At 65.7% G+C, this 22,031-nt stretch carries 20 protein-coding genes; 5 read left to right on the top strand and 15 right to left on the bottom strand.

Annotation, left to right across the window (positions count from 1 at the left end; translation table 11 throughout):
- Positions 1-18: 18 nt before the first annotated feature.
- From pgl to tkt, 5 genes are read right to left on the bottom strand one after another with little or no spacing between them, the layout of a single operon-like run.
- Entirely contained in the window at positions 19-756 is a 738-nt protein-coding gene (pgl, locus tag ACWW36_RS21895; RefSeq protein ID WP_456138063.1) for a 6-phosphogluconolactonase, read from the bottom strand.
- Positions 753-1,664: a glucose-6-phosphate dehydrogenase assembly protein OpcA gene (gene opcA, locus ACWW36_RS21900; RefSeq protein WP_456138064.1), complete on the bottom strand. Its 912-nt coding sequence runs from the start codon at positions 1,662-1,664 to the stop codon at positions 753-755. Before opcA ends, pgl begins: the two co-directional genes overlap by 4 nt.
- The gene (zwf, locus tag ACWW36_RS21905; RefSeq protein ID WP_456138065.1) at positions 1,661-3,190 is read right to left on the bottom strand and encodes a glucose-6-phosphate dehydrogenase; all 1,530 of its coding nucleotides are present in this window, start codon (positions 3,188-3,190) and stop codon (positions 1,661-1,663) included. Before zwf ends, opcA begins: the two co-directional genes overlap by 4 nt.
- Positions 3,187-4,305: a transaldolase gene (gene tal / locus ACWW36_RS21910; protein ID WP_456138066.1), complete on the bottom strand. Its 1,119-nt coding sequence runs from the start codon at positions 4,303-4,305 to the stop codon at positions 3,187-3,189. Before tal ends, zwf begins: the two co-directional genes overlap by 4 nt.
- A 17-nt stretch (positions 4,306-4,322) precedes the next feature.
- Complete coding sequence (gene tkt / locus ACWW36_RS21915) at positions 4,323-6,413, bottom strand: transketolase (protein WP_456138067.1); 2,091 nt, start codon at positions 6,411-6,413, stop codon at positions 4,323-4,325.
- 166 nt (positions 6,414-6,579) lie between these two features.
- Here tkt and ACWW36_RS21920 point away from each other — a divergent pair, with 166 nt between their 5' ends.
- Entirely contained in the window at positions 6,580-7,512 is a 933-nt protein-coding gene (locus tag ACWW36_RS21920; protein WP_456138068.1) for a heme o synthase, read from the top strand.
- Here ACWW36_RS21920 and ACWW36_RS21925 read toward each other — a convergent pair.
- Positions 7,509-8,480, bottom strand: coding sequence for a quinone oxidoreductase family protein (locus ACWW36_RS21925; RefSeq protein ID WP_456138069.1), 972 nt, complete (start codon positions 8,478-8,480; stop codon positions 7,509-7,511). The genes ACWW36_RS21920 and ACWW36_RS21925 overlap by 4 nt on opposite strands.
- An 18-nt stretch (positions 8,481-8,498) precedes the next feature.
- Between ACWW36_RS21925 and ACWW36_RS21930 the strand changes: the two genes are divergently transcribed.
- The gene (locus ACWW36_RS21930) at positions 8,499-9,440 is read left to right on the top strand and encodes an ATP-grasp domain-containing protein (RefSeq protein ID WP_456138070.1); all 942 of its coding nucleotides are present in this window, start codon (positions 8,499-8,501) and stop codon (positions 9,438-9,440) included.
- Here the strand turns inward: ACWW36_RS21930 and ACWW36_RS21935 are convergent.
- The 3 genes from ACWW36_RS21935 to ACWW36_RS21945 all read right to left on the bottom strand — a co-directional run bounded on the left by ACWW36_RS21935 (position 9,390) and on the right by ACWW36_RS21945 (position 12,095).
- Positions 9,390-10,301 carry a COX15/CtaA family protein gene (locus ACWW36_RS21935; RefSeq protein ID WP_456142578.1) on the bottom strand — a complete coding sequence of 304 codons (912 nt, stop codon included), beginning with the start codon at positions 10,299-10,301 and terminating at the stop codon, positions 9,390-9,392. The genes ACWW36_RS21930 and ACWW36_RS21935 overlap by 51 nt on opposite strands.
- A gap of 98 nt (positions 10,302-10,399) precedes the next feature.
- A complete protein-coding gene (locus ACWW36_RS21940) occupies positions 10,400-11,188 on the bottom strand; it encodes a bestrophin-like domain (RefSeq protein ID WP_456138071.1) in 789 nt (262 codons plus the stop codon).
- A 10-nt stretch (positions 11,189-11,198) separates the two neighbouring features.
- Complete coding sequence (locus ACWW36_RS21945; RefSeq protein WP_456138072.1) at positions 11,199-12,095, bottom strand: DMT family transporter; 897 nt, start codon at positions 12,093-12,095, stop codon at positions 11,199-11,201.
- A gap of 132 nt (positions 12,096-12,227) precedes the next feature.
- On the opposite strand from ACWW36_RS21945, the gene ACWW36_RS21950 reads away from it, so the two are divergent.
- Together ACWW36_RS21950 and ACWW36_RS21955 are read left to right on the top strand one after the other, a co-directional pair.
- Entirely contained in the window at positions 12,228-12,770 is a 543-nt protein-coding gene (locus ACWW36_RS21950; RefSeq protein WP_456138073.1) for a TetR/AcrR family transcriptional regulator, read from the top strand.
- Positions 12,767-14,290, top strand: coding sequence for an MFS transporter (locus ACWW36_RS21955; RefSeq protein ID WP_456138074.1), 1,524 nt, complete (start codon positions 12,767-12,769; stop codon positions 14,288-14,290). Before ACWW36_RS21950 ends, ACWW36_RS21955 begins: the two co-directional genes overlap by 4 nt.
- On the opposite strand, the gene ACWW36_RS21960 is transcribed toward ACWW36_RS21955, so the two are convergent.
- The 3 genes from ACWW36_RS21960 to ACWW36_RS21970 form a co-directional block, all read right to left on the bottom strand.
- A complete protein-coding gene (locus ACWW36_RS21960; RefSeq protein WP_456138075.1) occupies positions 14,226-15,632 on the bottom strand; it encodes an FAD-binding oxidoreductase in 1,407 nt (468 codons plus the stop codon). The two genes, ACWW36_RS21955 and ACWW36_RS21960, sit on opposite strands and share 65 nt — an antisense overlap.
- A complete protein-coding gene (locus ACWW36_RS21965; protein ID WP_456138076.1) occupies positions 15,629-17,113 on the bottom strand; it encodes an amino acid permease in 1,485 nt (494 codons plus the stop codon). Before ACWW36_RS21965 ends, ACWW36_RS21960 begins: the two co-directional genes overlap by 4 nt.
- A 215-nt stretch (positions 17,114-17,328) precedes the next feature.
- The gene (locus ACWW36_RS21970; protein ID WP_456138077.1) at positions 17,329-17,910 is read right to left on the bottom strand and encodes a TetR/AcrR family transcriptional regulator; all 582 of its coding nucleotides are present in this window, start codon (positions 17,908-17,910) and stop codon (positions 17,329-17,331) included.
- Between the two features lie 88 nt (positions 17,911-17,998).
- On the opposite strand from ACWW36_RS21970, the gene ACWW36_RS21975 reads away from it, so the two are divergent.
- A complete protein-coding gene (locus ACWW36_RS21975) occupies positions 17,999-18,682 on the top strand; it encodes a hypothetical protein (RefSeq protein WP_456138078.1) in 684 nt (227 codons plus the stop codon).
- Here the strand turns inward: ACWW36_RS21975 and ACWW36_RS21980 are convergent.
- Genes ACWW36_RS21980 through mptB form a run of 3 tightly spaced genes read right to left on the bottom strand, consistent with a single transcriptional unit; the run spans position 18,596 to position 22,010 of the window.
- Positions 18,596-19,369, bottom strand: a complete 774-nt coding sequence (locus ACWW36_RS21980; protein ID WP_456138079.1) for an ABC transporter permease — start codon at positions 19,367-19,369, stop codon at positions 18,596-18,598. The genes ACWW36_RS21975 and ACWW36_RS21980 overlap by 87 nt on opposite strands.
- Positions 19,366-20,298 carry an ABC transporter ATP-binding protein gene (locus tag ACWW36_RS21985; protein ID WP_456138080.1) on the bottom strand — a complete coding sequence of 311 codons (933 nt, stop codon included), beginning with the start codon at positions 20,296-20,298 and terminating at the stop codon, positions 19,366-19,368. The genes ACWW36_RS21980 and ACWW36_RS21985 overlap by 4 nt, the downstream gene beginning before the upstream one ends.
- On the bottom strand, positions 20,295-22,010 hold the full coding sequence (gene mptB / locus ACWW36_RS21990; RefSeq protein WP_456138081.1) for a polyprenol phosphomannose-dependent alpha 1,6 mannosyltransferase MptB: 1,716 nt from the start codon (positions 22,008-22,010) through the stop codon (positions 20,295-20,297). Before mptB ends, ACWW36_RS21985 begins: the two co-directional genes overlap by 4 nt.
- Positions 22,011-22,031 lie beyond the last annotated feature (21 nt).

The following is a 22,031-nucleotide window of genomic DNA, read 5'->3' on the forward strand; positions in this document are numbered from 1 at the left end:
CCCACCGACAAGTCGGGCTTACAGCTTGGCGGCGGCGTCCTCGTCGAGTAACCAGACGGTCGCGTCGCGGCCCACGGCTCCGGCGGCCGGCACATCAACCGGCTTCGCGCCGCCGATCGCGGCGGCGACCGCATCGGCCTTGGCCCCACCCGACACCACCAGCCACACCTCCCGCGACCGCTGAATCGCGGGGAGCGTCAACGTGATTCGCCGTGGTGGTGGCTTGGGGGAGTCGGTGACACCGACGACGAGCCGCTGCGTCTCGCGCACCGCCGGGGTTTCCGGGAAGAGTGAGTTGATGTGGCCCTCGCCGCCCATGCCCAGCAGATGGACGTCGAAATCCGGTGCCGGTTCACCGTCATCGGCGTTGGCCGCCAGCACCTGTTCGTAGGCCAGCGCGGCCGCATCCAGGTCGTCGCCGAACTCGCTGTCGCTCGACGGCATCGCGTGCACGTTGGCCGCAGGGATGTCGACGCGATCGAGCAGCGCCTCACGAGCCTGCTTGTAATTGCGTTCGTCATCGTCGTCGGGCACGTAGCGGTCGTCGCCCCAGTACACGTGCACCTTCGACCAGTCGATCTTGTCGCTGTGCTCGCCGACCCGCTTGAGCAGACCGATGCCCGTGCCACCGCCGGTCAGCACGACCTGTGCGCTTCCGCGCTTCTCGATCGCGTCGGTGATGGCCCCAACCAGACGGTCGCCCGCAGCCTCCACCAACGCCGCGGTGTCCGGGTACTTCTCCACGACGGTGCTCATATGTACTGCACCTTGTCGATGCCCTGCAGTGCCTCGTGATAGATCTCGTCGGGGTCTAGCCTGCGCATGTCTTCGGCGAGGCACTCCTTGGCGTCTCTGCGCGCCAACGGGATTCGGGCCTCGGGCCTACTGGTGCGGGTCAATGTCGCCGTCACGCCCGTTTGTGGCCGGCTCAGCGTGATCGTCTCGCTGTCGCGCACGAGCTCTACCTTCAAGTCGCCGACCGCGCGTTGGACCGGACCGTCGATACGCGCGGCCAGCCAACCCGCCAGAACATCGAGCGACGGCTCGTCCCTGAGGCCCGACACGAGCGCGGACGTGATCGGCTCATGCGGCGGTTGATCGACCGCCGCAGCCAGCAGGGCGCGCCAGTACGTGATGCGAGCCCATGCGAGGTCGGTGTCACCGTCGGTGTAGCCCTGCAACCGACTCTTGATCGCGGCCGGCGGGTCGGCGCACTCTGTCGCATTCGTTATCCGCCGAATTGCCAACCGGCCGAGTGGGTCCTTGGCCGGGACGGCTGGGCCCCCCGACGGCCACCAAGCCACAACGGGAGTGTCGGGCAACAGGAATGGCAGCACGACACTGCTGGCGTGATCGGCGAGTTCGCCGTGCAGCCGCAACGCGACCACCTCGCCGGCTCCCGCGTCGCCGCCGAAGCGCAGCTGGGCGTCGAGTCGTGGCTCAGAGCCGTCTCTATCACCGGGAACGACCACGATCACCCGGCACGGGTGCTCGCGGCTGGCGAAGTTGGCCGCCTCGATGGAGTCTTCCAACAAGTGGTCGGACTCAAGCGAGATCACCAGCGTCAGCACCCGGCTCAGCGTTATCGCGCCGCCTTCTTCGCGAAGCCCGGTGATCTTCTTGTTGATGTCGTTCGTCGTGGTGCCCGGCAGGTCAACAATCACGGCCGTCTCCATTCTCGGCCGCCCATGCGGTGAATCATTTCGTCGGCCGACGCCGGCCCCCAGGTGCCTGATTCGTACGCTTCCGGCTTGCCGTGCGACGCCCAGTAGTCCAGCACGGGATCCAGTATCTCCCAAGACAATTCGACCTCAGCGTTCACCGGGAACAGCGACGGCTCGCCGAGCAGCACGTCCAGGATCAGCCGTTCGTAGGCTTCGGGGGAGTCCTCGGCGAACGCCGAGCCGTAGGAGAAGTCCATGTTGACATCGCGGACCTCCATCGCACTGCCTGGCACCTTGGAGCCGAAACGCGTGGTGATGCCTTCGTCGGGCTGCACCCGGATCACCAACGCGTTCTTGCCGAGTTCCTCTGTCATCGTCTTGTCGAACGGCAGATGCGGCGCCCTCTTGAAGATCAGTGCGATCTCGGTCACCCTGCGCCCCAAGCGTTTTCCAGTGCGCAGGAAGAACGGCACGCCCGCCCAGCGGCGGGTATCGATCTCCAGCGTGATCGCCGCGTACGTCTCGGTGGTGGAATCCTTGGAGAATCCCTCCTCTTCGAGCAGGCCGACGACTTTCTCACTGCCCTGCCAGCCGGCGGCGTACTGGCCGCGAGCGGTGGTCTCATCGAGCGGCTCCATGAGCCGGGTGGCCGAGAGCACCTTGATCTTCTCGGCCTGCAATTCATGTGGCCCGAAGTTGACCGGCTCCTCCATCGCAGTCAGCGCCAAGAGTTGCACCAGGTGGTTCTGAATCACATCGCGGGCCGCGCCCACACCGTCGTAATAGCCTGCGCGGCCACCCAATCCGATGTCCTCGGCCATGGTGATCTGCACGCTGTCCACGTAGTTGTTGTTCCAGATCGGCTCGTACAGCTCGTTGGCGAACCGCAGCGCCAAGATGTTCTGGACCGTCTCCTTGCCCAGGTAGTGGTCGATGCGGAACACCGCTTCCTCGGGGAAGACGCTGTTCACCACCCCGTTGAGTTCGACGGCGCTCTGCAGGTCGTGGCCAAACGGCTTCTCGATGACCACCCGGCTCCAGCGACCGTTCTGCGGGCGCGCCAGCCCCGACTTCTGCAACTGTTCGCACACCTGCTGGAAGGCCTTGGGTGGAATCGACAGATAGAAGGCGTGATTGCCGCCGGTGCCGCGTTCCGCGTCGAGCTTCTCCAGAGTCTCGGCGAGCCGCCCGAAAGCCTCTTCGTCGTCGAACGTGCCCTGTACGAATCGGATGCCTTCGGCCAGACGATCCCAGACCTCCTGGCGGAAGGCTGTGCGCGCGTGCTGTTTGACGGCCTCGTAGACCACCTGACCGAAATCCTCGTCGGCCCAGTCCCTTCGGGCGAAACCGACCAAAGCGAACGACGCCGGAAGCAGTCCGCGATTGGCCAGGTCGTAGATCGCGGGCATCAACTTCTTGCGTGCGAGATCGCCCGTGACACCGAAGATCACCACACCGCACGGACCCGGGATGCGCGGCATCCGCTTGTCGCGCTTATCGCGCAGCGGATTGCGCCAGTCCGTCATTTCTTCGCGGCGTCGAGCTGAGTCTGCGTCGCCTCGAGCAGCTCAAGCCACGACTTCTCGAACTTCTCCACACCTTCGTCTTCGAGCACCCGGAACACGTCGGGCAGGTCGATGCCAACCGCAGCGAGCTTGTCGAAGATCTCTTGAGCCTCTGCGGCCTTGCCGGTGACCGTGTCGCCGGTGATGACGCCGTGATCGGCGACCGCGTCAATTGTCTTCTCCGGCATGGTGTTGACCGTGTTCGGTGCGACCAGCTCGGTGACGTAGAGCGTGTCGGAATACTCCGGATTCTTCACCCCGGTCGACGCCCACAACGGCCGCTGCACGCGTGCGCCATCAGCCTTCAGGGTTTCGTAGCGGGAACCGCCGACGAACACCTCTTCGTACGCCGCGTAGGCCAGTCGCGCATTGGCCACACCGGCCTGACCGCGCAGGGCCAGCGCCTCGTCACTGCCGATCTTCTCGAGCCGCTTGTCGATCTCGGTATCGACGCGCGAGACGAAGAACGAAGCGACCGAATGGATCTTGGAAAGATCGTGTCCGGCCTCTTTGGCCTTCTCCAGCCCGGCCAGGTAGGCGTCCATCACCAGGCGGTGGCGTTCGACCGAGAAGATCAGCGTCACGTTCACCGAAATGCCCTCGGCGATAACGGCGGTGATCGCGGGCAAGCCGGCCATCGTCGCTGGAATCTTGATCAGCAGATTGGGCCGGTCGACGATCTTCCACAGCTCGATCGCCTGCAGGATCGTCTTGTCGGTTTCATGCGCCAGTCGCGGGTCCACCTCGATGGACACCCGGCCGTCGACGCCGTCGGATGCCTCCCACGCCTTGGCCAGCACGTCGCAGGCGTTGCGTACGTCGTCGGTGGTGACGGTGCGGATGGTGGCCTCCACGTCGGCACCACGGTCGGCCAGCTCCTTGACCTGCCCGTCGTAAGCAGTGCCCTTCGACAGCGCCGCCTGGAAGATCGACGGATTGGTGGTGACACCGACCACGCTCTTGGTGTCGATGAGCTCCTGCAAGTTGCCGGTCTGGAGCCGTTCGCGCGAGAGGTCGTCCAGCCACACCGACACGCCCGCCGCGGATAACGCCGCAAGATTGGGATTCTGAGTCATTGCTTTGCCTTTCGAAACTAGTTGTCTAGTGATCGCTCCGCGGCGGCCACCACAGCTTCGGGGGTGAAACCGAACTCGCGGAACAACGTCTTGTCGTCGGCGGATTCCCCGTAGTGCTCGATCGAAACGATCTCGCCCGTATCGCCGACGAGCTTGTACCAACTCTGCGCGACCGCCGCCTCGACGGCCACCCGCGCCGACACGGCCGGTGGAAGCACGCTGTCGCGGTACTCCTTGGGCTGGGACTCGAACCATTCGACGCACGGCATGGACACCACCGTGGCCGTGATTCCCTTGTCCGCCAATATCTTCTGCGCGGCGACGGCCAGTTGCAGCTCGGATCCCGTGCCGATCAGCACCACGTCGGGCTCTTCGTCGGGCGTGCCACCCAGCACGTATCCGCCCCTGGAGACGCCCTCGGCGTCGGTGCCCTCGAGTACCGGAATGCCTTGGCGGGTCAGGATGAATCCAACGGGGCCGCTGCCCGCGCCGCGGGCGAGGATCGTCCGCCAGGCGTAGGCGGTCTCGTTCGGGTCGCCAGGCCGCACCACCGAAAGGTTCGGAATCGCCCTCAGGGCCGCCAGATGTTCGATCGGCTGATGCGTTGGGCCGTCCTCGCCCAGTCCGACAGAGTCGTGCGTCCAGATGTAGATCGTGTCGATATCCATCAGCGACGCGAGCCGCACCGCCGGCCGCATGTAGTCGGAGAACTGCAGGAACGTCCCGCCGAAGGCGCGGGTGGGCCCGTGCAGCACGATCCCGGACAGAATCGAGCCCATCGCGTGCTCGCGGACGCCGAAGTGCAGCACACGGCCGTATGGATCCGCGGTGAACGCCTTGGTGGAGATCGACGGCGGCCCGAAGGATTTCACCCCTTTGATGGTGGTGTTGTTGCTGCCCGCCAAATCCGCTGAGCCGCCCCACAATTCGGGCAGCTTGGGCGCGACGTCGTTGAGCACCTGGCCGAATGCGGCACGGGTGGCCAGTGGCTTGGAGCCCGGCTCCCAGTGGGTCAGGTCGGCGTCCCAGCCGTCGGGCAGTTCCTGCGCTGTCAGCCGGTCAAGCAGCGCCTTGCGCTCGGGTTCACGCTGCGCCCACGCGTCGAACTCGCTCTGCCACTTCTCGTGGGCTTCCTTGCCGCGGGCCACGAGCTTGCGGGTGTGCTCGATGACATCGTCGCGCACCTCGAACGTCTTATCCGGGTCGAATCCGAGGATCTTCTTGACCGCGGCAACCTCCTCGTCACCGAGTGCCGCGCCGTGAGCCTTGCCGGTGTTCATCAGGTTGGGTGCCGGATAGCCGATGATCGTGCGGATCGCGATGAACGACGGCTTGTCGGTGACGCGCTTGGCTTCGGCGATGGCCTCCTCGATGCCGACGACGTTCTCGCCGCCCTCGACCTCCTGGACGTGCCAGCCGTAGGCGCGGTAGCGGGCAGGCGTGTCCTCGCTCAGCGCGATATCGGTGTCGTCCTCGATCGAAATCTGGTTGCGGTCGTAGAACACGATCAGGTTGCCGAGCTGCTGGGTGCCTGCCAGCGATGACGCCTCGCTGGTCACGCCCTCCTCGATGTCACCGTCGGAGGCGATCACGTAGATGTAGTGGTCGAACGGGCTGGCGCCGGGCGCCGCGTCGGGGTCGAACAGACCGCGCTCATAGCGCGACGCCATCGCCATGCCGACCGCCGACGCCAAGCCCTGGCCGAGCGGGCCGGTGGTGATCTCCACGCCCCGGGTGTGGCGGAACTCCGGGTGGCCCGGCGTCTTGGACTTCCACGTGCGCAGCGACTCGATGTCGGAAAGCTCGAGCCCGAATCCGCCCAGATACAGCTGGATGTACAGCGTCAGGCTGGAGTGACCGCACGACAGCACGAAGCGATCGCGACCGATCCAGTGTTCGTCGCTGGGGTCGTGGCGCATCTGTCGCTGAAACAGCGTGTACGCCAGCGGCGCCAGGCTCATCGCCGTGCCCGGATGCCCGTTGCCGACCTTCTGCACCGCATCCGCCGCGAGCACTCGGACGGTATCGACGGCTGCCGAGTCGAGGTCGGTCCAGTCGTCCGGGTGGTTCGGGCGGGTCAGGGCAGAAATCTCTTCGACGGTGGTCACGCGGCGTACTCCCTAGATAGTCAGCAAGCTTGCTCGTTAAAACACCCTAGTGCGCAATGGTCATCCGCTGCAGGTCCGTGGGGGGACGATTAGGCCGCTGTTTAGGCGCGGTCTACCATCGTCTGTAGTAGAAGCCGCGCGCGCGGCGACCCTTAGGAGTATTTGCGTGAGCATTCGCGAAGGCAGCCCTAAAGCTGGGGCGCCGAACCGAATCGCTACCAAGCTCCTTGGCTACATCTCCCTGACGAAGCCGCGGGTGATCGAGCTGCTGCTCGTCACCACGATCCCGGCGATGCTGCTGGCCCACCGCGGCTCGGTTGACCCGCTGCTGATCCTCAACACTTTGGTCGGCGGCCTGCTGGCGGCCGCGGGTGCGAATGCGCTGAACTGCGTGGCCGACGCCGACATCGACAAGGTGATGAAGCGGACGGCCCACCGGCCGCTGGCGCGCGCGACCGTGCCGCGAAGCCATGCACTGGTGTTCGGGCTGGCGCTGTCCGTCGGTTCCTTCTTCTGGCTGTGGTGGACGACGAACATGCTGTCCGCGCATCTGGCCGGGGCGACTATCGCCTTCTACGTGCTGGTGTACACGCTGCTGCTGAAGCGCCGTACTTCGCAGAACGTCGTGTGGGGCGGGGCGGCGGGCTGTATGCCGGTGATGATCGGCTGGTCGGCGGTCACCGGGACCATCCAATGGCCCGCCTTGGTGATGTTCGCGATCATCTTCTTCTGGACGCCTCCGCACACGTGGGCGCTGGCCATGCGCTACAAGGAGGACTACCAGGCCGCAGGTGTGCCGATGCTGCCCGCGGTGGCCACCGAGCGTCAGGTCACCAAGCAGATCCTGATCTACACCTGGCTGACGGTGTTGGCGACGCTGGCGCTGGCTCTCGCCACCGGCTGGCTGTACACCGCGGTGGCGATTCTGGCCGGCGCGTGGTTCTTGGTGATGGCTCACCAGCTGTATGCCGGGGTGCGCCGCGGCGAGCCGGTCAAGCCGTTGCGGCTGTTCCTGCAGTCCAACAACTATCTGGCCGTGGTGTTCTGCGCGCTCGCTGTGGATTCCGCGTTGGCGCTGCCGACGCTGTTCTCCGTCTAGGGCACCAACACCACCGAGCCGACGGTCTTGCGGCCCTGCAGGTCGCGGTGGGCCTGCTCGGCCTCTGCCAACGGGTAGCGTTCGCTGACCGTGACGTTGATGGCGCCCGCCGCGATCGCATTGAGCAATTCCCCTGCCCGCCAAGCGAACTCGTCGGCAGTGCGCGTGTAGTGCACGAGCGTCGGCCTGGTCAAGAACAGCGAGCCCGCGGTGTTGAGCCGTTGCGGGTCGAACGACGGAACGGGACCGCTGGACGCCCCGAACAGCGCGAGCGTGCCGCGGACCCGCAGGCTCGCCAGGCTCGCGTCGAAGGTCGCCGCGCCCACGCCGTCGTACACGGCGGCGACCCCGCCGTCCGTCATCTCTTTGATCTTGGCCCCGAATTCCTCGGGGTCGTCGGGGTAGTCCAGGACCTCGACCGCGCCGGCTTGTCGCGACAGTTCGGCCTTCTCCGGCGTCGAGACCGTGGTGATCACCCGCACCGCCTGACTGGTGGCCCACTGCGTCAAGATCAGGCCGACGCCGCCCGCACCCGCGTGCACCAGCACCGCGTCCCCTTCCTGCACGGGATACACCGATTTGATCAGGTAATGCGCGGTCATGCCCTTGAGTAGGGAGGCGGCAGCGACGTCCGGGCTGACGCCGTCGGGTACATAGGCGGCGAAATCGGCTGGTGCGACGCAGTATTCGGCGTAGGCGCCGTTGCCCTGCGCGGTGACGACTCGGTCACCGACGTTGAGCGCGGCCACGTCGTCGCCGACGGACTCGACGGTTCCGCACACCTCCATCCCGAGGATGAAGGGCAGCTCGCGCGGATACTGCCCGGACCGGTGATAGGTGTCGATGAAGTTCACCCCGATGGCCTCGGCCTTGATCAGCACTTCGCCCGGCCCGGGGGAGGGCGCAGGCTTTTCGACGTAGGACAGGACTTCGGGTCCGCCGGTTTCGGCGACTTCAATGGCGTGCATGGTGACTATCCTGCCAACGTGGCGAAACATGCCAGGCCAGACCTGTTCCATCCCCGCATAGTGTTGGCCGGATGCCCGGCCTTGCCGGAGGGCGACGGCGACGACGACGGGCTGGTCAACGCGCTGCGCCAGCGTGGCCTCCACGCCCGCTGGCTGTCGTGGGACGATCCCGCCGCGCTCGACGCGGACTTGGTGATCCTGCGCGCGACGTGGGACTACATCGACCGGCTGGACGAGTTTCTCCATTGGACGCGGGTGGTCAGGAACCTGGTGAACGGCCCGGCCGTCGTCGTGTGGAACACCGACAAGCGGTATCTGTCGGATCTCGCCGACGCCGGTGTGCCGACCGTACCCAGCAGGTTTTTCGCACCCGGTGAAAAGGTGCGTTTGCCCGCAGGGGAGGCAGTGGTGAAACCCGCTGTCGGCGTGGGGTCGGTTGGCGCTCTTCGATTTTCGGAACCCGCCGAGGCGCTCGAACACGCGGCTGCGCTACAGGCCGAGGGTCGCACTGTGCTCGTGCAGCCGTACGACGCTCGGGTGGAGGACGGCGAGACGGCGTTGGTGTTTCTCAGCGGCCGTCAATCCCACGCGTTCACCAAGGGCCCGATCCTGCCGCCGCCGGGCCAGGCGCCGGTGTTCGACGAGTCCGGCACCTACGCACAGGAGAGCCTCGCGCCAGCAGAACCGGACTTCGAGGTCTGGGACGTCGGGCATGCGGCGCTGGCCGCGGCCGCCCGGCACCTGGGCATGAATGTCGGCGAGCTGCTGTACGCACGGGTGGACGTGATCGGAGACCGACGCGACGCTCGAGTCCTCGAGCTGGAACTCGTCGAGCCGTCGTTGGGCTGGCGGCAGTTGGACGACGTGATGCGGGCACGTCAGCAGCGCGAGTTCGCGCTCGGCGTCGAGTCAGCCCTTGATCGGCTCGGGCTCGGCCCGCTCTCGCATCGACGCCCATAGCGCCGAGGTGGCGGCCGTACACGCGGCGGCGCCCAGTACGTGGACGGCTACGAGCGCCGCGGGCACACCCGTGAAGAACTGCACGGTGCCGACGAGGCCCTGCGCGCACACGAGCGCCACCAGCACGCCGAGCCGCAGCATGACTGGCCGCGGCGCCTTGACCGCAAGCAGCCCGAAGCCCAGCGCGACGAGCAGCGAGAGATAGGCCACCAGCAGTGACGAGTGCGCGTGCACCAGCGTGGTGATCTCGATCTGCAGCCGAGGCACGGTGCGGTCGACGCTCTTGTCGCCGGCGTGTGGGCCCGCGCCGGTCACCAGCGTCCCCGTCACCAGGACCGCGGCGAGCACCAGTGCACTGAGAACGGTCAACTGGCGCAACGGTTTTGGTACAACGGGTGTCGGCACACCGTCGTCGGGCTCACCGACCTTCACGAACAGCAGCACGGCGAGCCACACCATCGTCATGGACGCGAGCAGGTGGATGGCAACCGTCCACCACAGCAGACCGGTCAGCACGGTGATGCCGCCGATCACCGCCTGCACCACCGTGGACGCCGGCATCAGCCACGCGTAGATCAGCACTTCCCGGCGGCGACGGGCCCGCGTCACGGCCAGCACCGCGAGCGCGGCGGTGAGCACGACGAGGAACGTGATCATCCGGTTGCTGAACTCGACGACCTGGTGCACGACGGGCACCTCGGCCACGGGTACCGGAGTGAAGCTGCCGGGGAAGCACTGCGGCCACGTCGGGCAGCCAAGGCCCGAGGCGGTGACGCGCACAATTGCACCCGTCACGGCGATGCCGCCCTGCGTCAGGATGACGAGAAGGGCGATGATGCGCTGAACCCGAAGGCTCGGCATGGGCAGCAGGTCGACTACTCGCAGGAAGAATCGTCCGACGGCCACGGCCTCGATCGTAGAGGACCGCAACTACAGGCCGTAGTAGCGGTCGCCGGCGGCTATTGGGACTGCACCGCGTCGATCACCGCACGCATGGGCTCAGGTGAGGTACCGATCTCGCCGAGAAATGGATGCGACAGTTCTGTGATCAGGAACAAGATCACGGCAACGAGGACGCTGACCGCAGTGACCATCACGAAATGCATGTGGCCCTGCGACTCACCGATGATGACGGCGAACCCGAGAACCAGTCCGCTGACCAGGAAGACGACTCCCCACAATGACCACGTGGGGCCGGTGTTGGTGCGCGCCATGATCAGCCTTTCCGTGCGCGACGTGCTCAGCTGTTTGAGGGACGCCAGCGAGCTGGTCAACGCGCTCCGTTGCTTGTCGTCGGTGGGCGGGATGTCTGTGTAGGTGGTGTACAGGCGTCTCAGTGCGTTCTCGGCCTCAGGCGTGGCGCGGCCGCGCGCAGCTTCTGGCCACTCGGCCACTGCCGAGCGCTCGTATTCCAGCAAGCCCTGCCGGATTCGGTCGCCGTCGGCCTTGGTGAATGCGTTGGCGTCCCTCACCAGCTGCACCGCCGAGGACGCCTCGGTCCGCACGACCTGGTCTGCCGAGTTCACCTGACCCCACAGCACGACCACGATGAAACCGGTCATAAAGCCGTAAACCGGTCCGACGACGGAGAATCCGACCTTCGTGATGTCGTTGTGTTGTCCCTGCTGAAGCCGAGGGAAACGACGGCGGACGAGCTTAAGGACAAGAAGTGTCCCGGCAGTGATACCCACGACCAGCGCCGCGAGTAGCAACCAGGATGGGACGTTGCTGACGATCCACTGGCTCACGGTTGCTCCCTCAACTCTCGATGCCGGCCCGTCGCGTGGTGGTCTTTCCCCGAATCGAAACCAGTCCGCCACCGATGACGAGAACCATGCCCAATACCACGAACAGCGTTGGCGGATGATCCCAAACCGCCCAGTCGATCAACGCCGTGAACACGATGACCGTGTAGACGATCGGGCCGAGCTTGACCGATGACGCGTAGCGGTATGCGAGCACGATGAACACCTGTGAGAACAGTTGCGCCAAACCGACGGCGAGCAGGTAGATCCAGGCCCGCATCACCAACGGCTGCCATTGCGCAACCGCGAGCGGTATGACCATCACGGTTGAGAAGAGGAAGTAGTAGAAGAGAATTCGAGGCATCGGCTCGGTCGCCCCGAGCCAGCGGACGGACATGAGTGCGACCGCAAGGAGAAGAGCGCCGGCGATCGCATACACGTAGCCAACGGTGAAATGGTGCCGCTGAGGCCCTAATACCAGCACGACGCCGACGAAGCCGATCCCTGCGCCCACCCAGGTGGCCGTCGACGAGGTCTGCCGCGACACCACCCACGCGATGACGGGCATCCACAGTGGAGCGCTGAAGGTCAACAGGATCGCGTTCGTCAACGGCATCATCGTCATTGCGACGAAAAGGGCGTACCAGCAAGCGGTTCCGGTAGCCGCACGCAAAATGTGCAGACCGATCTTCTGCGTCCGCAGCGGCTCCCAACCGCTCCGCAATGCGATCGGGATGATGAACAGAAGGCTGATCAGGTTCTGGAACAGTACGACGACGCCGGTCGACGTGTACTGGCCTGCTGCCTTCCCGAAAGCGCTCACCAGGGCCACACAAAGGAACGACAGTGTGGTGAGCGCCGCACCCAGCGCCACGTTCTCGGGTTTGTGCAAAACGCCGTCGCTTTGCATCTGCGCATCATATTGACGTTTCTGGCAGTTCACCGGCAAACCTGATGGCGGATGGAGATCACCCTCGGGCGGAAGTCGAGCTGGGTTACCGGGGGTAAGACAAAAACGTCTCATATGAGATATAGTTGTCTCATGAACTTGGATCGTGAACAAGTGTTGCTCGCCGCCGCGGACTTCCTCGGCCGGCGGCCCAACGCGACCCAAGACGAGATCGCTGCGGCCGTCGGCATCAGCCGCGCGACGCTACATCGTTACTTCGCCGGGCGAGCCGCTCTCCTCGAGGCGTTGGACCAGCTCGCGGTCGCCCTCATGCATGAGGCACTGAAAACGGCCCGGTGGCAGGAAGGCTCGGCCGCGGAAGCGTTGCAACGCTTAGTGACCGCGTGCGAGCCCGTGTCGGGATGTCTCACGTTGCTCTACACCCAGAGTCAGGATTTCGACGCCAATGAGGCGAAGGAAGCCTGGGCGGAGATCGACGCGGAGATCAGGCAACTGTTCCAGCGCGGTCAGCGGGAAGGCGAATTCCGTCCCGATCTGTCTGCTGTCTGGCTGACTGAGGCGTTCTACAACCTCGTCGCCGGCGCGGCATGGCTCATTCAGGTCGGACGGGCGGCGCGCCACGACTTCACCGAGATGGTCACCGAACTGCTGCTACATGGCGTGCGTGTGTCATGACGCGCCGTTGGTTCGCGCTCGGCGTGCTCAGCCTCGGAGTGCTGGTAATCGGCGTCGACGGCACGGTACTGGCGGTCGCCACCCCGTTCATTACCAGGGATCTCGAGTCGACGGCGACACAGGTCCTCTGGATCGGCGACATCTACTCCTTCGTGCTGGCGGCCTTGCTTGTCACAATGGGCAGCCTCGGCGACCGCGCCGGTCACAAAAGGTTGTTGCTCTGCGGCGCAACGGCTTTCGCTGCGATGTCCGTAGTGACTGCATACGCTTCGACGGCTGAGCTCCTAATCGGCGCGCGTGCGCTGCTCGGCGTGGCCGGGGCGACGCTGGCCCCGTCGACGCTAGCGTTGATCCGCGGGCTGTTTCTCCAGCCACGTGATCGCAGCATGGCTGTCGGCGTCTGGGCCGCCATGTTCTCGGCGGGTGCCGCGCTGGGTCCCGTGATCGGTGGGCTGCTGTTGGAGCATTTCTGGTGGGGGTCAGTCTTTTTGATCAACGTCCCGGTGATGGTCGTGCTGCTTGTTGGGGGCATCTTTCTGTTGCCCGAGGAGCGCAACCCCGCACCGGGGCCGTGGGATCTGCCCGGAGTCGTGCTGTCCCTCGTCGGCGTGCTCGGCCTCGTCTACGCCGTCAAGGAAGGTGCTGCTAACGGGCTTCGCGCCGACATCGCCGTGACGGGTGTCGGCGGCGTCGTGGCGTTGACACTCTTCGTCCGGCGCCAGCTCAGGCTGCCCGCTCCACTAATCGATGTGCGGCTCTTCTGCAATCGTGCGTTCTCGGGCGTGGTCGCGGCCAATCTGCTTTCAGTGCTTGGCCTTTCGGGCCTGGTGTTCTTTCTGTCCCAATTCTTCCAGCTGGTACAGGGTTACAGCCCGATGAAGGCCGGGCTGGCCGAACTGCCGGCCGCGGTCGCGGCGACCGTGTTCGGCGTGCTGGCCGGCTTCGCCGTGCGTCACTGGTCGCAGCGCGCGGTCCTCACGACCGGGCTGGTACTGGTCGGTGTCGCAATGGCGTCGCTGACGACGATCAGCCCCTCCACCGCCTATCTGCGGCTCGGCACCGCCCTGTTCGTCGTCGGCGTTGGCCTCGGACTGGCCTTCACCGCGGCCAGCGACGTCATCATTGGCAGCGTCATGCCGCAGCGAGCCGGTGCGGCAGCGGCAGTCTCGGAGACTGCGTACGAACTCGGCATGGCTCTAGGCATCGCGACACTCGGCTCTATCATCACCGCCGTATACCGCGGGCTGGCGATTCCGCCCGGCACCCCCGATGCGGTGGCGTCACATGCACGGGAGTCGCTCCCCGCCGCCGTCGACGCGTCAGCAAGGCTGCCCGTCGACAACGCGGATGGCTTGTTGACCGCTGCGAAGGACGCCTTCACCGACGGGCTGGCCATCGCGGCGGGCGTCGGCTCGGCGCTCCTTCTGGCATCGGCGCTCGGCGTGTGGGTGCTGCTCAAGCCCCGCCCGACGGGACCACCGGATCAGCCGGAACGGCAGGAATGCTCTGTTCGAAGCTGAACACGTTGGTGGGGTCGTACTTTGCCTTGATCGTGCGCAGTCGGTCGACGTTTGGTCCCCAATAGGCGGTCTCATAATCCGCCATGCCGGCATTGGGCACGTTGACGTAGGCGCCATTCACAAAGGGCCCTAACGCTTCGCTGAACTCGGCAATCCAGTCCTGGCACTTCGCCGTCAGCGGGTCGGCCGTTGCGGGTATTCCACCTCGAGTGCCCCAGCCCGCGCCTGGCTCGGCGTAGTAGAGCGCGTTGCGATGGGCGAACGCCGAGCCGCCGGCAGGCTCGTTGTCCTTGAGCGCTCCGCCGAAGGCATTGGTGAAGTAGTTGCAGTCCGGGGTGGGGGCCTTGGACATGAATGAGCCGATGAGGCTGATCGCTTCAGCAGGAAAAGGATCGGACATGAACTGCGAGTAGAACTTCCAATTCGCAGCCTCGTCGGCGGGCGATATCTGGAATCCTGCGTAGGTGTCGGCCCAGCTCCCGCTCGACGTCGACACATCGGGATTGCCCACCGACAGAATCGGCGCCAGCAGCTGCTTTGCCTCTGCCTCCGAACCGGAAGCCAGAAGACCGACGAGCTTCGTCTCTGCGCGGTGTATCTCGAGCTGACTGGTGAGGCGGTGGTCGACGTAGGGGGCAGACCGCTGCCAGGCATCGAAAACCGCGGGCAGGTCGTCCAGGCCGAGCCACGTCGCGTTGATGTAGACGGTCTGCGTCAACGGATGAATCCGGTACGTCAGTGAAGTGACGATCCCGAAATTGCCGTTGCCTGCGCCCCGGAGCGCCCAGAGCAGGTCGGGGTTGTTGTTCTCGTCTGCGATGATCGCCTCAGCCCCGTCGGCTCCCGAGGAAACGACGATCTCAACCGCCAAGAGATTGTCGGAGGCCATGCCGAAACGGCGGGTAAGGAGCCCGAAACCGCCGCCAAGAGTGGCGCCGACCAGTCCGACGGTTCCCTCGGTGCCGGTCGGCGCCGCAAAGCCGGCCTTGCCCAGCTCCGTCACGGCTTCCAGCTGGTTGAGCCCAGCGCCGACGGTCGCCGTGTTCGACGCGGCATCGATCGTTGCCGACTTCATCTCGCTGACGTCGATGACTATCCCGCTATCGACGTTGGACCAGCCCTCAAGGCAGTGGCGGCCACTCCGCACCCGGACCGCGACATTGTTTTGCCGCGCCCAGGCCAGCGCGTTGACCACGTCCTGTGTCTCCTGAGCGAACACGATCACTGCCGGATCGTGGGTGAAGAGCAGGTTGTAGCCGGCGCTGGCGACCGGGTAATCGGCGTCGCCGGCACGGACGATCCGGCCAGTCAGCTCGGCCGGTCGTGCCGTGGTGGATGTCATTCGGTCATCTCAGCCGGGGCCGCGAAGATGTCTTCGCCCGGCTCGGTGTCGAGCACCTCGCGGTTGAAGATCATCATCTTGGCGAAGTAGACGCCACCGGCGAGGATGAGGCCGAGCACCACCAGCGTGGGGACGGTGGCGTCCCCGGGCGTGACGAGGAAGACCAGCGCGGCCGCCACCCAAATCAGCGCAGCGATTGCGACCGGTAGCTCGAAGCGGCCGAGGCTGAACCCGCCCTGTTTGTGCTCGAGCCGTTTGCGCACAGCGAGGTAAAGCACGACGACCGCGCCGTAAATGAGTGCAGGCAGAATCGTCCCTCCGATGATCAATTGCATCAGGGCTGCACCGGGAAGCGCGATCATCAGGACGACGCCCACGGCCAGGATCAAAATCGTTGCAGGGACCGGGGTTTGGGTGCGCGAGTTCACCCGTCGCATCAAGGCGTGCGCCGGAAAGCGTTCATCCCTCGCCATGGCGAACACCTGCCGCGAGCATGCCGCCATCACCACCATGCCGGCACCGAACATCGCGATCACGATGCCTGCCAACAGGATTCGTTCGGCGACCGGCCCGAGCTGACTGCGGATGATCGCGGCGACCGGCGAACCGCTGGCGGTTACGGCTGGGACGTCTTTGATTGCGACGGTGAGAGCGATGAGGAACAAGAGTCCAATCACTCCGGCGGCGACCACCGATGACACGATTGCGCGTGGCACACTGCGGAACGGATCCTTGGCCTCCTCGGCCAGGTTGGCCGCGGAATCGAAGCCGACCAACGTGGTCAGGCCCATGATCATCGCGGCCATCAAACCGCCGCCGATGGCGAAGTAGTCGGCGTCTGCTGCTGTGATGCCGCGGGAGGTGAGGTTGCCGAAGTCGCCGCTGCCGGTGAACACCATGACGGCGCCCAGACCAAGTATCAAGACCACGACGATGGCCAACTCAAGGCCCACCGACACGGAGGTGAACAGTCCGAGCAGTCGTGTCGAGAGGATGATTAGCACGGCCTGCACGATCAGGATCGCGACCGTGAGCAGCCGCGCGGTGTCTTCACTTTGCTGCAATCCGACCAGCGGCATGAAGGCCTGGCTGGCCAGCGCGTTGTCCAATGCCACCACGCCGGTCGCCAAGTACCAGAAGGTCAGCCAACCGAAAAACCAACCGATCTTCGGGTTGGCCAGCCGAGACGCCCATTGATACGAGGACCCGCTGAGGGCGATGCGGGCCGCGAACTGCGCAACCACCAGCGCCACCAGCGTCTGCCCTACCGCCACGATGATCCACAGCCAGATCCCGACCGGTCCAGCAGTCAGAAGTACGTCGTCGAATGTCGCGAAGATGCCGACGGCCACCGAGATGAACGCGAACGAGATCGCGAATACTTGAAATGAGCCGAGAGTTCGTTTCAGTTCCGGTTCGTAGCCACATTCCACACACTCGTCATCTGCAGCAGCGGTGGCCGCCAACTTCTCTACCGTCATATCCGACCTTCCGTGGCGGGTGATGCGGCCAACAGTAGATGAGGGGGCGAGCCTTTACGCAGCAAAATTGTCGATTGCGTGAAAATTGTCAGCTTGGCTGCTCTGCACGCCATGTCGTACCAGGTCAGAAAACCCATCCAGCCAAAAAGGTCGGAGGGTATAGCCTGAGCCGAGGTGTCGCTGGCGAAATCTCACCGATGAGAAGAACTTGTCGCCTAGTGTTTGCGATTCCGGGGCGCGACGAACGGCACCAGGACTTCGTCGACAAGCTGTATAACGAGGTCGTCGTCGATCGGGTCTGCGGTGATCAACAGCCGGTGCCACAGCACGCTCTGGCCGAGCTCGCGAGCGATCTCCACGGGGACGTCCGCGCGCACATCGCCGCGGGCGATACCGCGAGACAGCAGCGCCGCCATCTCCTTCTTGCGCCACCCGATCACGTCCTCGCGAAACGCCGCAGCCAACTCCTGGTCGTGCGCCATCGCCGAGATCAACGCTTGCAGTGCCGGGGCGTCGGGCCCGCTGAACAACGCCGCCCAGCCGCGAAGGATGGCGAGCATGTCGTCGCGGTAACTGCCGGTGTCTTCGTGAGGTATGGCCGCAGTTGCCAAGCGCAGCAAGGTATCTCGCAGGAGGCTCGCGCTGTCCGGCCACCGCCGGTAGAGCACCGGCTTACTCGTGCGGGCTGCAGTCGCAACTGCCTCCATGGTCACGCCGCCGGGGCCGTGCTCGGCAAGCAGGTCGAGGACGGCGGCGCGGATCGCCTCGTCAAGTTCTTCGCCCCGACGTCGGCGCATCGACCTCTCCTTGAAGAAACGCTTGCGTATCTTAACTCCGCAATCTAGCGTAGCTCATAAGAAACGAAACCGTATCTTGGAGGCTCCGATGACGCGCCCGGTTCTTTATCCGCTTCGCTCGGTCGAGACCGCCACGGTGCGGTACACGGCCGCGCCACATCATCGCCGCCGAGTCACCATCGCTCACCGGCCGCTGGCCAACGTCACGCCCGACATGCTGCTCGACTGGTTCACCCACCTCAGCGGCACGATGTCCTACGGCGGCGTGGTCATCGACCGCTATCTCGCGTGGCATCCGATCGACCACATCCGCTGGGAGCTCGCGCGGCCGGCTCCAGGAGGCGCCGCGGCCGAAGGCGCCCGGTTCCGCATCGTGGAAGCGTTCGGAGGCAGGCCCGAGTTCAAGGTCGACGTCGTCGACCGGGTGGAGAAGCTCGACGAGACCGGAATTCGACTGGTCCAGCGGCTGGCCGGGGTTCCGATATTCCAGCTGGAGCACACGTGGTCGATGGGCGCCGAGGGTACGCACTATGTCTCAGTGATGGACATCGGCGCGCGGTCGAGGCTGCTGACACCGGTCAATCGCGTGCTCTGCAGGCGGTTCCCCGACAGAATGCTGCGTGCGTGGGTGAAGCACAACATCGAAGAAGTAGGTCAGCTGGAATACCTGCTGCCGCAACTGGAATCAGGTGAACCGGAACCATCGCAGGGCACACAGCGCTGCGACGGCCCCCCACGCCGCGAGCACGGCCACCCCGAACCAGTCCACTGACAGGGTCATCGCCTGGGAGAGTGCCTCGGTCAGTGCGCCGGACGGTGTCAACCGGGCTATCCACGCCACTGCATGCGGCACCATGCCGCCCTCGAGCGTCAGCGCGCCAAATCCTGCGAAGACGAACCACAGCAGATTGGCGATGGCCAGCACGATTTCGGCGCGCAGCGTGCCGCCCAACAGCAGTCCTAGCGCGGCGAAGCCCGCGGTGCCGAGCGCGATGATCACCGCGCCGAGGGCCAGTCCGGCGATGTTGGGACGCCAGCCGAGCGCGATACCTATGGCGCCCAACAGGATTGACTGCAGGAACACGACGGCAACCACTGCCAGCGACTTGCCTGCGATGATGCCCCACACCGGCAAAGCCGTTGCGCCCAAGCGTTTCAGCGCGCCGTAGCGGCGGTCGAATGCCACCGCGATGGCCTGCCCGGTGAATGCCGTCGAAATCACCGCGAGCGCCATGATCGCCGGCACGAACGTCGCCGCGCGGTCCTGCCCGAAGTCTCCTAGCGGCAGCAGCGTCAGCCCCACCAGCAGCGTGATCGGGATGAACATCGTCAATAGCAACTGTTCACCGTTGCGCAGCAGCAGCTTCAGCTCGAGCCCGAATTGCGCGGCGAGCATCTTCGGCACGGGGGCAGGCCCCGGCGCGGGGGTAAACGTCCCTGCCGCAAAGCGATTCGTCATGGCCTGAGCTCCCGCCCCGTCAGGTCGAGGAAGACGTCCTCCAGGCTGCGCTGCTCGACACGCATGTCGGTGGCCAGCACGTCCAATCGCGCGCACCACGCGGTTACGGTGGCCAGCACCTGCGGGTCGATATGACCCTCGACGAGGTATTCGCCCGGCGAGGGCTCGGTCGCCTTATAGCTTTCGGGCAGTGCCGACACCAGCAGCGACAGATCCAGCTTGCGCGGCGCGCGGAACCGCAGCTGGTTTTCCGCGCCGCTACGCATCAGCTCCGCGGGTGTGCCGGTGGCCACCGCGACACCGTGGTCGATGATCATGATCCGGTCGGCGAGCTCCTCGGCCTCGGTCAGCTGGTGCGTGGTGAGTACGACGGTGACCCCGTCGCGTCGCAGCGCATCGATCAACTCCCACACCACGATTCGCGCGTGCGCATCCATGCCCGCGGTCGGCTCGTCGAGGAACACCAACTCCGGCCGCGCCACCACTGCGCACGCCAGTGCCAGGCGCTGCTGCTGTCCGCCCGACAGCCGTCGATACGTGGTGCGGGCGGCCTCCGTCAGACCGAGGGTGTCCATCAGCCACTGCGGGTCGAGCGGGTTGGCGGCATATGCGGCGACGAGGTTCAGCATCTCGCCGGCTCGCGCCGCCGGATACCCGCCGCCGCCCTGCAGCATCACGCCGATCCGCTCACGCACCCGCGCGTTGTCGGTGACGGGATTCAGGCCGAGGATTTCGATGCTGCCGCCGTCGGGCTTGATGAAGCCTTCGCACATTTCGACCGTGGTGGTCTTCCCGGCGCCGTTCGGGCCGAGCAACGCAAACACCTCGGCAGCCTGCACGTCGAGGTCGAGGTCCGACACGGCCGTGGTCGCGCCGTACCGCTTGCTGACCCCGCGCAGTCGCACGGGGACGGTCGAGCCGGAGGTCACGGGGATTCAGCGTAAGCGCCGGGCTTGGCGGGCTGCGCCGCCGGTAGCACCGGCTCGACGGCCGCAGGCGTCGGCTCAGCGTCCTCGTCCGGGACGGTGTCGGCCAGCTTGCGCCACGGCAAACGGGAGTAGGTCATGCCGATGAGCAGGGCGACGATCAGGCTACTGGCCGCGGTCGCGAGAACGATCTGGAACAACGCGAACCGATCCCCGTTCGCCGTCGGCCCGAAAATGCCGATGACCAAAGTGACCACGATCACGGCTGCGCGGAACCGGGGCCGTGTCGCCCAACAAGCCAGCGGAATGATCGCCCACAGCAGATACCAGGGCTGTACCACCGGGAACAGCAGGACCGTGGCGCCCAGCGCGACCCCGAGCCCGCCGACCGGATGCAGCCGGCCACGCAGCACGGAGATGAGCAACCACGTCACCACCACCGCGATCAGAAAAACACCGATGCCACGAGTCAACGCCAGCACGGCCGTCGTGTGGTCGCCAAGCCCCAGCAGGATGCCGACCTGTCCGGTGCCGAGCGCCAGCAGCGTCGGCGGCGACATCCAGCTGCGGACCACGTTCGCCGTGCCCAGTGTGTAGATCCAGCCGAAGCCAAGGTCGCTGGCCCACCCGATCAGCGCCATCACCGCCAGCGAAACCGCACTCAGCGATCCGCCGGCAATGACGAAAGCCTTGAATGTGCCGCCCCACCGGCACGCCAGTGCCATCGCGACGAATCCGAGCGCAAGCAGAGACGGCAGCTTCACCTGCGACGACATCGTGATCAGCACGCTGCCGAGGAGCAGCATGCCCAGCGGATACCAGCGCGCCCACTGCTCGCGGCCGCGCGGCCACGCCAGGGGCCGGGGGAGCAGCGGGCTTGCGGCATCAACACCGCGAAGCGCGAACTCCGTGCCTGCCAGCATCAGGCCGAGCATCAGTGCCTCGTTGTGGATACCTGCGACCAAATGCATGAACAACAGCGGGTTCGCGGGCCCCAGCCACAGCGCGCTGACCTCTGCGACGCCGCAGCGCCGGGCCAGCCGCGGGGTGGCCCACACGATCAGGCCGACACCGGCCAGCACTACGAGGCGATGACACAGCACGGCCTCGACGATGTTCTCACCCGTCAGCGCTGAGATGCCGCGACCGATCCACAAGAAGAGCGGGCCGTAGGGCGCCGGCGTCTCCCGCCAGAGGTTCGGCACCGACAGCGTGAACACGTGGTCGAGGCCGAGGCCGGGCGCGGGGCCGACGCGGTACGGATTGAGGCCCTGCAGCGAGATCTCGCTTTGCGCCAGATAGGAATAGACGTCGCGGCTGTACATCGGCGGCGCGATCAACAGCGGTAAAGCCCACAGCAGCAGCAGACGGTCCAGCTGGCTGCGCGACATTCGCCGGTTGCCCAGTGTGAAGCGTCCCAGCATCAGCCACGCCAGCGCCATCATCACCGCGCCGGTGGTCGTCATCGTCAGCGAGACCGTCTGGATTCGGGAGGGGAGGTTGAGCAGGCGCACCCCGAACGTCGGATCCTGCACCACTGGCCGGGCGCCGGCCCCGAGCGCGCCGACGGCCATCAAGACCGTGCCGGTGGCCCCGAACAGACGCGTGCGCCGCAGCGCGATATGTTCCGCCGCGTTGAGCGGGGAACCGACGGTCCGCTCGTCGCCGTGCCAGCCGGCAATCGACGTGCTGAGGGACCGTAGGCGCGCAGCCACCTCAGCAGCGTAGCCGTCGCC

This window comes from Mycobacterium sp. MMS18-G62 (assembly GCF_053877835.1).

Coding starts and splice junctions, on each gene's coding strand:
- tal (WP_456138066.1), bottom strand. CDS start 4,305: ATGACTCAGAATCCCAATCTTGCGGCGTTATCCGCGGCGGGCGTGTCG.
- ACWW36_RS21955 (WP_456138074.1), top strand. CDS start 12,767: ATGACGCGCCGTTGGTTCGCGCTCGGCGTGCTCAGCCTCGGAGTGCTG.
- ACWW36_RS21975 (WP_456138078.1), top strand. CDS start 17,999: ATGACGCGCCCGGTTCTTTATCCGCTTCGCTCGGTCGAGACCGCCACG.
- zwf (WP_456138065.1), bottom strand. CDS start 3,190: ATGACGGACTGGCGCAATCCGCTGCGCGATAAGCGCGACAAGCGGATG.
- ACWW36_RS21945 (WP_456138072.1), bottom strand. CDS start 12,095: ATGCAAAGCGACGGCGTTTTGCACAAACCCGAGAACGTGGCGCTGGGT.
- ACWW36_RS21950 (WP_456138073.1), top strand. CDS start 12,228: ATGAACTTGGATCGTGAACAAGTGTTGCTCGCCGCCGCGGACTTCCTC.
- pgl (WP_456138063.1), bottom strand. CDS start 756: ATGAGCACCGTCGTGGAGAAGTACCCGGACACCGCGGCGTTGGTGGAG.
- ACWW36_RS21980 (WP_456138079.1), bottom strand. CDS start 19,369: ATGACGAATCGCTTTGCGGCAGGGACGTTTACCCCCGCGCCGGGGCCT.
- ACWW36_RS21970 (WP_456138077.1), bottom strand. CDS start 17,910: ATGCGCCGACGTCGGGGCGAAGAACTTGACGAGGCGATCCGCGCCGCC.
- ACWW36_RS21960 (WP_456138075.1), bottom strand. CDS start 15,632: ATGACATCCACCACGGCACGACCGGCCGAGCTGACTGGCCGGATCGTC.
- ACWW36_RS21935 (WP_456142578.1), bottom strand. CDS start 10,301: ATGCCGAGCCTTCGGGTTCAGCGCATCATCGCCCTTCTCGTCATCCTG.
- ACWW36_RS21965 (WP_456138076.1), bottom strand. CDS start 17,113: ATGACGGTAGAGAAGTTGGCGGCCACCGCTGCTGCAGATGACGAGTGT.
- ACWW36_RS21925 (WP_456138069.1), bottom strand. CDS start 8,480: ATGCACGCCATTGAAGTCGCCGAAACCGGCGGACCCGAAGTCCTGTCC.